Annotated in this window: 10 protein-coding genes; 7 read left to right on the forward strand and 3 right to left on the reverse strand. The window is 70.1% G+C overall.

Features of this window, described 5'->3' with window-relative positions:
* Nucleotides 1–31: 31 nt before the first annotated feature.
* Nucleotides 32–1,885, reverse strand: a complete 1,854-nt coding sequence (locus tag ACQP0P_RS32770) for a PH domain-containing protein (RefSeq protein ID WP_433362230.1) — start codon at nt 1,883–1,885, stop codon at nt 32–34.
* Nucleotides 1,882–2,472, reverse strand: coding sequence for a PH domain-containing protein (locus ACQP0P_RS32775; protein ID WP_433362233.1), 591 nt, complete (start codon nt 2,470–2,472; stop codon nt 1,882–1,884). The genes ACQP0P_RS32770 and ACQP0P_RS32775 overlap by 4 nt, the downstream gene beginning before the upstream one ends.
* A gap of 232 nt (nt 2,473–2,704) precedes the next feature.
* Here ACQP0P_RS32775 and ACQP0P_RS32780 point away from each other — a divergent pair, with 232 nt between their 5' ends.
* From ACQP0P_RS32780 to ACQP0P_RS32805, 6 genes are all read left to right on the forward strand, one after another.
* On the forward strand, nt 2,705–3,673 hold the full coding sequence (locus ACQP0P_RS32780; RefSeq protein ID WP_433362236.1) for an ATP-binding cassette domain-containing protein: 969 nt from the start codon (nt 2,705–2,707) through the stop codon (nt 3,671–3,673).
* Nucleotides 3,670–4,479, forward strand: coding sequence for an ABC transporter permease (locus ACQP0P_RS32785; RefSeq protein WP_433362239.1), 810 nt, complete (start codon nt 3,670–3,672; stop codon nt 4,477–4,479). The genes ACQP0P_RS32780 and ACQP0P_RS32785 overlap by 4 nt, the downstream gene beginning before the upstream one ends.
* Before the next feature lie 451 nt (nt 4,480–4,930).
* Entirely contained in the window at nt 4,931–5,482 is a 552-nt protein-coding gene (locus tag ACQP0P_RS32790; RefSeq protein WP_433362242.1) for a YbhB/YbcL family Raf kinase inhibitor-like protein, read from the forward strand.
* A 183-nt stretch (nt 5,483–5,665) separates the two neighbouring features.
* Nucleotides 5,666–7,156 (forward strand): hypothetical protein, encoded by a 1,491-nt coding sequence (locus tag ACQP0P_RS32795; protein WP_433362245.1) that lies wholly within the window; start codon nt 5,666–5,668, stop codon nt 7,154–7,156.
* Between the two features lie 71 nt (nt 7,157–7,227).
* The gene (locus ACQP0P_RS32800; protein ID WP_433362248.1) at nt 7,228–9,477 is read left to right on the forward strand and encodes a SulP family inorganic anion transporter; all 2,250 of its coding nucleotides are present in this window, start codon (nt 7,228–7,230) and stop codon (nt 9,475–9,477) included.
* A 68-nt stretch (nt 9,478–9,545) separates the two neighbouring features.
* A complete protein-coding gene (locus ACQP0P_RS32805) occupies nt 9,546–10,538 on the forward strand; it encodes an NAD-dependent epimerase/dehydratase family protein (protein WP_433362251.1) in 993 nt (330 codons plus the stop codon).
* 188 nt (nt 10,539–10,726) lie between these two features.
* Here ACQP0P_RS32805 and ACQP0P_RS32810 read toward each other — a convergent pair whose 3' ends face one another.
* Entirely contained in the window at nt 10,727–11,182 is a 456-nt protein-coding gene (locus ACQP0P_RS32810; protein ID WP_433362254.1) for a hypothetical protein, read from the reverse strand.
* A 393-nt stretch (nt 11,183–11,575) separates the two neighbouring features.
* Between ACQP0P_RS32810 and ACQP0P_RS32815 the strand changes: the two genes are divergently transcribed.
* Nucleotides 11,576–12,757 carry a phytase gene (locus ACQP0P_RS32815; RefSeq protein WP_433362257.1) on the forward strand — a complete coding sequence of 394 codons (1,182 nt, stop codon included), beginning with the start codon at nt 11,576–11,578 and terminating at the stop codon, nt 12,755–12,757.
* Nucleotides 12,758–13,154: the final 397 nt, after the last annotated feature.

A 13,154-nucleotide genomic window follows, 5' to 3' on the forward strand; every position in this document is an offset into this window, starting at 1 on the left:
CCGGAACACCGGCCCCCCGCCTCACCGTATGTCAGCCGTTCCCCGGCTCCCCGGACGAGGACGGCCTGTCCCGCGTGGGCGGTTCGCCAGGTGCCGCCGACCCGAGGGGCGAGGACTCCGTGGGAAGCGGATCTCCGCGGCCCAGGTCCTCGGAAACGAGGAACGGGGCCAGCCAGGCCGGGGTGACCTCGGCGGCGAAGGCCGGCCCCTCGGCCTCACCGATGTCGAGGGCGGCATAGCCACCGGTACCCGCCCCCACGCCCGCGGTCACGGTCAGCAGACCGGCGCGGCGCTGGAACCAGGTCTGGCTCAGAGTCCAGCCGACGACCGCCCGCTTCTCCACCACCGCCTGAGAGCGGCGTAGCGACCCCGAGCGGACCGAAAGGCGGCTCCCGTCGTAGGTGTGGCCGAGGGACCGGTAGCGGTCCAGGCCGAGCGGGATGCCCAGCAGCGCGAGGATCAGGGCGGGCACCGCGAGCGCCCACCAGAGCCCGGACCAGAGCAGGGCCGCCGCCGTCGCGCAGCCGGCGACGACCAGCCACGGGAAGATCGCCCGAAACAGCCGGCGCCTGCGCGCCGCCGGCGGATGGGGCCGCAGCCCGGTGGTGATCGGGCCGATCGCCTCACCCACCACGCCGAGCACGGTCTCCCTCGGGGCGACGGGAAGCAACTGGCCCCGGGTCTCCGAGTCGCCGAGACCGGTCACGATCGCCCACGCGCGGCCGAGCCCCGCCCAGCGCTCGGCCGGCCCTTCCACGAACTCGAACCCGCGCACCCTGCGCCGCTCCAGGGACACGCTCCTGCGCGTGACCAGGCCGCGCCCGGCGATCAGGTATCCCTCGCCGGCGCGGAGTGTGAAGTCCCAGTTGAACACCGCATACATGATCACACCGACCACCGGCATGGCCAGGAGCAGCAGCACCAGGGCCGCGACGAGCAGGGGCGGATGCTCCCAGAGCCACTCCCCCGCGCCCATCACGACCCGCCTGTCGATTTTGAACTCGCCGCCCCACTGGAACGCCAGGCCCACGGCACCGGCGACCAGCGCGAACGGGGTCAGTAGATAGGAACCGGAGAGCGGGCCGTAGACGAGCCACTTTCGCGGCAGCACGAAGAACACCCGCTCGGGGGTCGCGTCACCCACCTCGTGACGGACGACGGCGGGGGGCGCCGGCTCCGCCACGTTCGTGGCCGTGAGCCCAACGGAGCCGGACGCCGAGGCCGTCTCGCGCGCCTGGGCGCGTCTCGCCATGCGGGCACGTGCGTGCCAGAGCAGCACCGCCTTGAGCCGCTCCCCCTCCTCCACGGTGACCCCGTCGAGCTCGCCCTCCTGCTTGTCGTCGCCGCCGGCGCCGGTGTCGATCCGCAGGACGGCGATGCCGAGCAGGCGGTGCAGCGGCGGGGCACTGACGTCGACGCCGCGGATCCGCTCCAGCGGGATCGTCCGCACCGACCTGCTGATCAGCGACCGGGTGAGTTCCAGCCGGTCACCGGCGACCCGGTAGGTGAAGGTGACCCAGCGCACGGCCGAGAACGCGACGGAGCCGACGACGCCCAGCGCCGCCCACACGAACGATCCCGGAGAGAACCCACCGAGGAACAGCACACCGGCCAGCGGCAGGAAGAGCGAGGGCAGCATCCGGATCGGATCGGTCAGTAACACCTTCGGGCTGAGCCGCAGCGACGGCCCCGTCCGGTCGGCCGGGCGAGCGGGATCAGGATGCGGGACGGATCCGGACAGCGAGGACTCGGTGCCCTCCCCCGCTCCATCGACCGAACGAGCAGGGCCGGGATCAGGATTCGGGACGGGCCCGGAACCGGACACCGAGGATTCGGTGCCCTCCGGCGGCTCCGCCGCTGAACGGTCGCGGGGGGATCCGGTCACGTCGCGTCGTCCCTGAGCTCTTCCGCGCGGCGGGCGAGCCCCTCGGCCAGTTCGGCGGCGACCTCGTAGTCAAGGCCCTTGATCGTGGACGAGCCCGCGTGGGAGGCGGTGCGGATCTCGACGGTCGCCAGGCCCAGCATGCGCTCGAACCAGCCCTGCGCCTTGTCGACGGTCTGGATCCTGCTGACCGGCACGAACACCCATTCCCTGCTGAGCCATCCGGAACGGGCGTAGACCACGTCCTCGCTGAGCTCCCACCTGTGCACGGCGTACCGCCAGAACGGCTCGATGAGCGTGCCGGGCACCAGTAGCAGCACCATCAGCCACGGCAGCCGCCAGACGTTGTCCAGCGCCCATCCGGGCAACCACGACCAGCGGCCCTCGTCGATCCACCTCACCAGGAAGAAAGAGCCACCCACCAGCACAATGGACCAGAGAACCCCCTCCATCAGCCACAACGTGACTGCCTTGCGCGAAACCGGATTGGCCGGGGCCCGCAGGGAGACGGCTCTGCGACGCTCGCCCGGCCGACCGGCCGCCGTGGCCTCCTGCGAGGTGGGGCTGGGCTCATCGGCTCGGTCACTCACGCTGTCAGCCTAAACGGTCACGTCCCACGGGGTGCTCCGGCGGCGTGACGCAAAAAGCTCCGCCGGAGCCCGGCGGACATCGCGGCAGGTCCGAGGACAGGCGCGCCGACGAGGCGGCTCCCCTTCCACGATCTGTCACCGTCCGTTTCCCCTCCAGCCGGGCCGTGGATCGAAAAAGTGTCGGTGGCGCAGTACATGCTGGAGATCCGGAGACCACGGAGAGGTACGACCGATGAGCTATGCGATCCAGGCCGAGGGTCTGGTGAAACGCTACGGGGAGACCCGGGCACTGGACGGGGTGGATCTCCTCGTCCCTCAGGGGAGGCTGCTCGGTGTGCTGGGCCCCAACGGGGCGGGCAAGACCACCGCGGTGCGCATTCTGGCGACGTTGCTCCGCCCCGACGCCGGCACCGCCGTCGTCGGCGGCTACGACGTGACGCGCCAGGCCCACCAGGTGCGTTCGCTGATCGGCCTGACCGGCCAGTACGCCGCCGTCGACGAGATGCTCACCGGCGTCGAGAACCTGGTGATGATCGGCCGCCTGCTGGGCATGACGCGTGCCGACTCCCGGGCGCGCGCGGGCGAGCTGCTGGAGCGCTTCGACCTGTCCGACGCCGGCGGGCGGGCCGCCAAGACCTACTCCGGCGGCATGCGCCGCCGCCTGGACCTGGCCGCCAGCCTGGTCGGCCGCCCCCAGGTGCTCTTCCTCGACGAGCCCACCACCGGGCTCGACCCGCGCAGCCGCACAGACCTGTGGAGCGTGGTGCGCGGCCTGATGGCCGACGGTGTCACCGTGCTGCTCACCACCCAGTATCTGGAGGAGGCGGACCAGCTCGCCGACGACATCGTCGTCTTCGACCACGGCAGGGTCATCGCCTCCGGCACCTCCGACCAGCTCAAGGCGACCACCGGCGCCCAGGTCCTGGAGGTGCGTCCCTCGCAGGCCGAGCACCTCGATCTGGTCGGCAAGGTGCTGGCCGACGTGCTGGGCGAGATTCCCGACCTCAGCGGGGGCAGGGCCACCGCCTCCGTCCACGACCCCGCCGCCGTCCCCGCGATCGTGCGCCGTCTGGACGAGCAGGGTGTCATCGCCTCGGAGCTCGCGCTGCGCAAGTCCAGCCTGGACGAGGTGTTCCTGGCCATCACCGGCCACCTGCCCGAGGACGAGGAGACCCCCGACAAGGAAGAGACGTTCGCATGACCACACTGACGACGACCATCCCGCAGATGGCCGCCAAGCGCGTCACCCCCCTGGCAACTCTGCAGCAGACCATGACACTGGCCTGGCGCAGCCTGGTTCAGATCAAACACAACCCGTGGGAACTGCTGGATCTGAGCATCCAGCCCATCATGTTCCTGCTGCTGTTCACCTACGTCTTCGGCGGCGCCATCTCCGGATCCACCGGCGACTACCTGCAGTTCGCCCTGCCCGGCCTGCTTGTACAGAACGCCCTGTTCTACACGCTCTCCACCGCTATCGGCCTCAACACCGACATCACCAAGGGCGTTTTCGACCGGCTGCGGAGCCTGCCCATCGCCCGCACCGCGCCCCTGTCCGGGCGCATCATCGCCGACACCGCCAAGCAGGTGTGGGCCTTCGCCCTGCTGATCGGCTTCGGCATGGTGCTGGGCTTCCGGGTCACCACCAGTTTCTTCGGACTGCTGGGTGCCCTGGCGCTGCTGGTCGTGGTCGCCCTGGCCATGTCCTGGATGTCGGTGCTGATCGGTTTGAAGGCCTCCAGCCCCGAGAAGGTGCAGATGATCGCCTTCTCCACGATGATGCCGCTGACCTTCACCAGCAGCGCCCTGGTGCCCTCCGCCACCTTCCCGTCCTGGCTGAGGACCTGGTCCGACCTCAACCCCGTCACGCACCTGGCGGACGCCATCCGCGGTCTGCTCATCGGCGGCGACGTCACCAGGGCCGCTCTCTTCTCGCTGCTCTGGGCCGCCGGCTTCGCCGTGGTCTTCGCCCCTCTGGCGATCCGCGCGTTCCGCAGCCGCGTCTAGGCGCCCTGTCCCTGAAGTGCCCCGAGCGCCCCTGGTCCCCTCCGCCCGGCGTGGCCGGGCGATGTCTCACCGCGTTGGGCGCACTCCGGGGCGGCTCTCCCCGAGAGGCTCCGAACAGGCCGCTGCACGAAGTTTCCGCCAGGCCTAGGAAACCGGTCCGGCTGGATCCGGCAGGGGCAGGGCGGCCCGTTGGAGGGGCGTCTCGGGGGCACAGCCGCCACGGACGCTCCAGCCGTCGCGGATGTTCCAGGCGTCACGGCCGCCGGAAACGACGAGACATGACCGGCGAGCGACGGCCAGGGGACGGCGAAACCAGTTTGATGTTAACTCTCGCCCCTTCCGTCCCTCGATTTTGCCCGTTTTTCGACCTTTTCCCCCCCGCGGAACCTCGCGATCCGGTCTGCGCATCTTCCAGACCCGCGTAGCATCATCGGGCATGGGGCAGCCAAACATGTCTACGCGCCGCCCGCGGCTCATCTCGGGATTGGTGATCGCCGCGGCGCTCGTCGTCGCGTCCTCGGGTTGTGGGATGGCCAGCGGCATGGCCTCGACGGAGAGATCTCAGCTGGAGCCGATCAGCGTCTCCAGCCCCCGGGTCAGAGACGGCGGCCCCCTGCCGTCCGACTACTCATGCAAGGGTTCGGCCGGTAATCCCCCGTTGCGCTGGTCTCGCGTGCCCGAGGGTACGAAGTCCGTCGCGATCGTGGCGGACAGCAACTCCCGGACAGGCGGCGAGGTGCACTGGGTCGTTTTCGACATCGACCCCCGCACCAACGAACTGCCTGAGGGCGGCGTCCCGGTGGGAGCCGTGGAGGGAAGCACGACGAACGGCAAGGTGGGCTATAGCCCCCCGTGCGGCGTCCAGGAGAACTATCGTTTCACTGTCTACGCGCTCGACGGCAAGGTCGATCTTCGCAAGGGAGCCACCCTTGACCAGACCTTGAGGAGCATCGCGGACAAGACGATCGCCTGGGGACGGCTCACCGCGGCGCACATCGAGTGACTGGCCAAACACCGGAGGTAGTAATGGTTACCAATTCTTCACTTAGGGTGTGACAACGCTCATAGTGGTCCGACACAATCAGATCCAATGTCCAAGCGCAGGTGATGCATGGGGGAAGGTCGCGTCGATGGCCGCGCGACCTCACCGGCGCCGCTGTAAGGCCATGGCCTTGAGGGTGGTGCAATGATCGCGGTCGTAGTAAGCCTGGTCGCCGTCGTGCTCCTCGTGCTCGTCGTCGTGGCACTGGGAATGCGGTCGATGAACCGCAGGGAGAGCGCGCTCCCCGCGGAACGTCTGCGGGAGATGGCGGAGAAGGAGGCGCTGACTCCGACCATGTCCAGCGACGACTTCGCCACCAGAGAACCGAAGATGAACCACTTCACCCCCGACCTGACACCGTTCGACGAGCCGAAGCCGCCACGCCAGCCGCGGCCGCCGAGCTCCCGTGGCAAACGGGGGCTGAACGAGTTCGGCCAGGTGGACGACTACGACGACGACTACTGGACACGGCTCCAGGCTGACGAGGGCGGTTTCGGAGGGCCCTTGGCAGCTCAGATGGGCGCGAGCCGTCCCGTCGACAAGGAGAACCAGCAGGTCGACGCCGACGCGACGACAGTGCAGGCACCGCTCCCGGCCAGACCCCAGCCGTCCCGCGGCGCCCCGCAACCCCCCGCTCCCCGACCGGCCAGGCAGGCTCCCGAGCCGGCCGTCGCCTCCGCCTCGCTGCCCTCCGGCCTCGACGACCTCATCGCCCCGGTCCAGCCGAACCCCGCTCCCAGCGCGGCGTCACTCGCCGAGCAGCGGACCGTGACGTTCGCGGCACCCACTCCCGGCGCCTTCGGCGACGCCCGTCCCTCGCGGGCGAGTTCTCGCCGCGGCGGGAACCGGACACCCTCGCAGCCGTCGCCCCAGCCCGTCCAGGGCAACGGCGCCCCCTCCCGGCCCGACCCGCTGAACGACCCGCTCGGCGGCTCGTACCCTCGCCGCGGCGCGAGCTCCCGGCCCAGCGGCAGCGGCTCGTCCGGTGCCCGTCCGGGCAACGGTGGACCGCCCGCCTCGATGCCCCCGATGGGTCCCACGACCAGCGGCGGCTTCCCCGCCACGCCCGCGCCCGACCCGCTCGCGGCTTCCTACCGCACCCCGGCGCAGCCGCCCAAGAGCAACCTGGCGGACAACCCCTGGGCACAGGCCACGAGCCCGACGTCGGGTGGCTGGCCGGCGGCGAACACCGCCGACATCCTCGACGACCCGGCCCCGTCCTACTCCTCGTATCAGACGCCGGTCTACGGCGCTCCGCCCGCGGGCTCGTACGAGGTCAGCTCGGGCTGGGCCACCATCGACGACGACGCGATCACCGGTCCGAGCCCGGCGGTCTCCGCCTCGACCGGCCCCTCCCGGGCCTTCCCCCCCGCCCAGGACCGCCCGGCCGACCCGCGGGGCGGGACGACCGGCGGGTACGGCTACGAGCCCCAGCCCGCCACCCCGGCCAGCCCGGTCGCGTGGCCGGAGCCCGGCACCCCCGACGGGAGCGACGGCGCGAGCTGGCCAAGCTACGGCGAGCTCTACGGCACCGCCCCCGAGACCGCGCCCGCCGAGGGACGAGGCCGGGGCGGCTCGCGGGGCAACCACCATCGGTCGGCCCAGGAGCCCGACTACCCCGACTATTACCGCTGATTCTCCCCGTCCTCCGTAAAAGTCCACGGTAAACGCCCGGCTGATGCGGCGCGGCCCCGTAGGGTCTGCACATGGAGACGGACACGAAGAGCGACGGTTTGTTTACGGTAGGTCGCATCGCCTCCGTGCTGCGGTACGACCTACCCGCATCCCTGGTGGTCTTCCTGGTGGCCCTGCCTCTCTCACTGGGCATCGCGGTCGCCTCGGGAGCACCACTGGCGGCGGGGCTCATCGCCGGCGTGGTGGGCGGCGTGGTGGCGGGTCTGCTGGGCGGCTCCGTCGTCCAGGTGAGCGGACCCGCCGCGGGGCTGTCCCTGGTGGTCGCCGACCTGGTGGTGCGATACGGCTGGCGGGCCACCTGCATGATCACCTTACTCGCGGGCGTCCTGCAGCTGCTGCTGGGCGTCTGCCGGGTCGCCCGCTCGGCACTGGCGGTCTCGCCCGCCGTGGTGCACGGCATGCTCGCCGGAGTGGGCGTGGTGATCGCCCTCGCCCAGCTGCACGTGGTGCTCGGCGGGAACCCGCAGCGCTCCGCGATCGAGAACCTGATCGAGCTGCCCCAGCAGATCATCCACAACCACACGCACGCGGTCTTCGTCGGCCTGCTGACCATCACGGTCCTGATCGCCTGGACCCGTCTGCCGGCCCGGGTGCGGGCCTTCCCAGCGCCGCTGGCGGCCCTGCTCGCCGCCTCGGTGACCGCCTGGGTGCTCGGCTGGGAGGTCACCCGGATCGACCTGTCCGCCAGCCTGGACTCCTGGGCCACCCCGGTCTGGCCCACGGGTGACTGGCACGGGATCATCGCCGCGGTGCTGATCTTGGCGCTGCTGGCCGGGGTGGAGTCGCTGCTCTGCTCGGTGGCCGTCGACAAGCTGCACGAGGGCAGGCGTTCCGACCTCGACAGGGAGCTCATCGGCCAGGGCGTGGCCAACGTGATGACCGGCGCGCTGGGCGGCCTGCCCGTGGCCGGGGTCATCGTCCGCAGCACCACCAACGTCAGGGCGGGGGCGCGCAGCCGCTGGTCGGCGATCCTGCACGGCGTGTGGATCCTGCTGTTCGCGGTCGGCCTGGGGTGGATGATCGCCCTGATCCCGATGGAGGCGCTGGCCGCGCTGCTGGTCTTCATCGGCGTGCAGATGGTCAACATGGGGCATCTGCGTAACCTGCGCGGCCACAGCGAGGTGCCGGTGTACGTCGTCACGATGGCCGGGGTGGTGCTGCTCGGCCTCGCCGAGGGAGTGCTGGTCGGCCTCGGCCTCGCCGCGCTGTTCGCGCTGCGCCGCCTCACCCGGGTGACCGTGCGGGCCACCGCCGAGCCGGACGGCCGCTGGCACGTGGTGATCGGCGGCTCGCTGACCTTCCTGGGGGTGCCCACGCTCACCTCGGAGCTGCGGGCCATCCCGGCCGGGGCCTCGGTCGACCTCGACCTGAACATCGACTTCATGGACAACGCGGCCTTTGAGGCCATCCACGACTGGCGGCACGAGCACGAGCGCGGCGGTGGGAGCGTGGACATCGACGAGATCCACGACGAGTGGTACGCCATGGCGGCCAGCGGCGCCCGGATGTTCCCCGCCAAGACCCCGCCCCTGGCACCTGACCGGTGGTGGCTGCCCTGGTCCCACCGGCGGAGCGGGCGGCGCTCGACCCGCCATCCGCTGGTCGCCACCCGGCACGTGCCCCGCGGCGGCAGTCCCGCCGTGCCCGACCTGCTGGCCGGGGCGCGGGAGTTCCACCTGCGCACGGCACCGCTGGTCCGTCCCCTCCTGCACGGGATGGCCCGCGGGCAGGAGCCCTCGCACCTCTTCATCACCTGCGCGGACTCCCGCATCGTGCCGAACCTGATCACCGCCAGCGGCCCGGGAGACCTGTTCACCCTCCGCAACGTCGGCAACCTGGTGCCCCGGCTGGGCTCGGTGCCGGCGGACGACTCGGTGGCCGCGACGATCGAGTACGCGACGGACGCGCTCAACGTCCGCACCATCACGGTCTGCGGACACTCGGGATGCGGGGCGATGACCGCCCTGCTCAGCGGGGGGGAGAAGGCGGCGGACCTGCCGGCGCTGGGCCGCTGGCTACGCCACGGCAACCACACCCTGGCACGGTTCATCGAGAGCGAGAGCACCGGCGACGACGAGGGCCCGCTGGACCGCCTCTGCCGGGTCAACGTGATCCAGCAGCTGGAGAACCTCCGGACCTACCCGCAGGTGGACCGGCTGTTCCGCGCCGGGCACCTGGAGCTGGTCGGCATGTACTTCGACATCGGCACCGCCCGGGTGCACCTGCTGGAGCATCCACCGATCGCGAGCCATCCGCTGTGAGCGGATGGCTTGCGCTACGGGCGAAAGCCTGTGGTCCGATATCCGCCGGGCGCCAAGAATGAGGCGCTATGAGAATTCTGATCATGGGTGGTTCGGTCTTCCTCGGCCGGGCGATCACCCAGGAGGCGCTGCGGCGCGGGCACGAGGTCACGACGTTCAACCGGGGTCGCAACGGAGTCGACCTGGTGGGCGTGGAGGCGGTCAGGGGCGACCGTGAGGTGCCGGAGGACCTGGATCGCCTGGTGGCGGGCCGGGAGTGGGACGCCGTCATCGATGTCCACGGGCAGGTCCCGAGGGTCGTCGGCGAGTCGGTGCGGAGGCTCGCCGGCCGGGCGGGCAGCTACACGTACATCTCCAGCATCTCGGCTCTCTCCGACTTCCCCGAGCGGGAGTGCGACGAGAGCTCACCGCTCTTCGAGTGCGCGCCGGACGCGGGTCCCGAGGACGGTCACTACGGCATGCTCAAGGCGGGCTGCGAGCGTGCGGTGGAGGAGGGCTTCGACGGCAACGTACTGATCATCCAGCCGGGTCTCATCCTGGGCCCGTACGAGAACGTGGGCCGCCTGCCCTGGTGGCTGGACCGGATCTCCCGGGGCGGGCGGGTGCTGGCCCCGGGTGACCCGGACCGGGCGATGCAGGTCATCGACGTCCGTGACATCGCCGCGTTCGTCCTCACCCATGCCGAGGCCGGGACCGCCGACCGATTCCTCACCGGCGGGGTGCGCGGCAACACCACCTACGGTGACTGGCTGGCCGAGTGCCGCGCGGCGACCGGTTCGGACGCCGAGTTCGTCTGGGTCGACGACCGCTTCCTGCTCGATCGGAAGGTGTCGCCGTGGACCGAGTTCCCGATCTGGGCTCCCGACGGCCCCGAGTTCGCCGGGGTCTGGCTGTCCTCGTCGGCGAAGGCCATCGCGGCCGGGCTGACCTGCCGCCCGGTCGCCGAGACCGTCCGCGACACCTGGGCGTGGCTGCGTGAGGTCCCGCCTGGCGAGCGCGCGTTCCGCGGGCACGGCATCGATCCGGAGAAGGAGGCCGCGATCCTGGCCGAGTGGGCGTAGGGATTCCCGGTCACCACGATCCGCCCGCGGCAGGGGTGTATTTCTACGCAGACGCCGGATCGGCTGACGCATAGGGTCGTGGCTGTCCGGCTCCGTCCCCCGAACGCCGGACAGCGGTCCACGCTCCCGGGGCCGAGGGTGGAGGGCTGCCGACACCGTCCTCCACCCACCCCTTCACCCGTGCCATGTCACGCGCGGCGGGTGTGCCTCATCGTCCAGTTGGTCTCCCAGGTCTTCTCCCCGTCGGCGGAGAACGCCTGCTCCCACAGGGCCGATGTCGGTGTGATCTCCGACCACGTGTACCGCATCCGGACGGGGGTGCCCTCGTGGGTCTCATCGCCGTGGAACACCCCCTTCCCGTCGGCGAACGTGCCGAAGACGGGACTGTGGAGGATTCCGGTCTCACTGTTGATCCAGTAGATCGCCCACAGTTCGCGTTCGACGTCGAAGGTCCGTATCGACACCCCCTTGAAGCCCTTCGTGGGGAAGGTGATCTCGTCGAAGACGCCCGCGCCGTCAAAGAAGCCGCGGCAGACGGCGACGCTGGGAAACTCCTCCCACTCGTCCCTCCCGCTCAGGGGTTTGACGAGCCTACGGTTGTCGATGTCCCAGGTGCCGTGCAGGAAGTCGAAGTCGCTGTTCATGCCAGAAGGTTAGAACCGTTCACTGACACTTGGGGCACGCGGGAACTCCGGACGCCGGCGGATCCGCCCGTCAGTGTGCCCCGCCACGTCGCCGACGAGCTCCGCCTCAACCCACCCGTCGGGCACGAGACCGACCGTCTGGGCGACGAGCGGGTGATTTCATCCCCCCTCGAACCGGATATACGACAGCGCGAGCACCCCTTACAGGGCCTATGTCATGACATACGTACGTCCTATTGATTTATGGTGAATTCGTCGTTACGTTCTTGTTGAACCTCATCCCCCAAACGAGGAGGCGCAATGCGTCCTCTGTCCAGGCTTTTCCTGGCAGCCCTGACGTTCTCACTGGTAGGAGGGGCATCGCTCCCCGCGACCAGTCATAGTGTTTTGGTGGTGGATCCTCAGGTAGAGACCCCCGCCCTGTACGACGACGAAGCCGGCGGCAACTCCAACGGCGACGACCCGGCGATCTGGGTCCATCCGTCCAAGTCCGGCAAGAGCGTGGTGATCGGCACCGCCAAGGAGGGTGGGCTCTTCGTCTACAACCTCGCCGGGCAGCAGATTCAGCACCTCGCCGCGCCCGCGGCCCCGGGGCCTGACGACGAGGTCGGACGGTTCAACAACGTCGACGTCACCTACGGTTTCGGCGGGCGGGACCTCGCGGTCGTCTCCGACCGTGGCCGGGACCAGCTGCGGATCTACGCCATCGCGAACGGCCAGCTCACCGACGTGACCGACCCGGCCGCACCGTTCGTGTTCAACACCACCCAGCAGCAGGTCAACGACGCCGAGACCGCGTACGGCCTGGCCACCTGGAAGGACTCCACCGGCACCTACGCGCTGGTCAGCCGCCGTCACCGGACCTCGATCGGCCTGGTCAAGCTTCTGCCCAAGCCGAACGACAAGGTCGGTTACCAGCTCGTCAAGACCCTGAACCTGCCCCCGTCGTTCACCCTGCCGAACGGCCAGAGCTGGACGCCCTGTGACGAGCCGGGCCGGGAGCCGCAGGTCGAGGGCATGGTCGTGGACCAGGAGAAGGACGTCCTCTACGCGGCCCAGGAGGACGTCGGCATCTGGCGGATGCGCGCGGACCTCACCGGGACACCCGTGCTGATGGACAAGGTCCGCGAGTACGGCGTGCCCGCCACCTACGACCCGGCGACAGAGGAGTGCACCCCCGGTACGGACCCGGGCTACGGCGGTCAGCGTCTGACCGCGGACGCCGAAGGTCTCACGATCTACTACCGAGAGGACGGCAAGGGTTACCTGCTGGCCTCCAGCCAGGGCGACAACACCTTCGCCGTCTACCGCAGGGAAGGCTCCAACGCCTACCTGGGTCAGTTCAGGATCGGATCGCACAACGGCGTCGACGGCGTCGAGCACAGCGACGGCTCGACCGTGCTGAACGTCCCGCTGGGCGACTTCGAGGAAGGTCTGTTCATCTCACACGACGGCGCCAACACGCCGACCGCGCCCGACCGTGAGAACACGAACTTCAAGTTCGCCGACTGGAGTGACATCGCCGACGAACTCGACCTGGACGTGGACACCGACGGCTGGGACCCGCGCGACTGAGCAGCGGGCAAAGCCCTCGGCCACCCGGCGGATTCGAGAATCCGCCGGGTGGCCGTAATCGGTTGATCAAGCCGTGAACGGTGTGCTCAGACGCCCGGCTGGGATTTCCCAGCCGGGTGTCTGGCCTTGGACGGCCGATGTGGGAACAGGCCTGAGATTCGCCGACCGGCCGGACGACACGGTCAACGTCCCGATCCTCCCGGGTCATGTCCGGATCGACCGCACCACGTTCGCCGACGGCTTCGACGGCCGATGTCAGGCGCGGGGCGTCGTTCAAGGTCATCCCAGTGATCGACAAGCCGTTCTTCATCGCCGGCTCCTAACCTCATCCTCGGGTTCCGCGCCTGGTGCGGCGCGACAGGCACCGGGTCCGGTCATACCAGTGACGATGAGGAGC

It is taken from the genome of Streptosporangium sp. CA-115845 (assembly GCF_050943795.1).
Lineage (GTDB): Bacteria > Actinomycetota > Actinomycetes > Streptosporangiales > Streptosporangiaceae > Streptosporangium.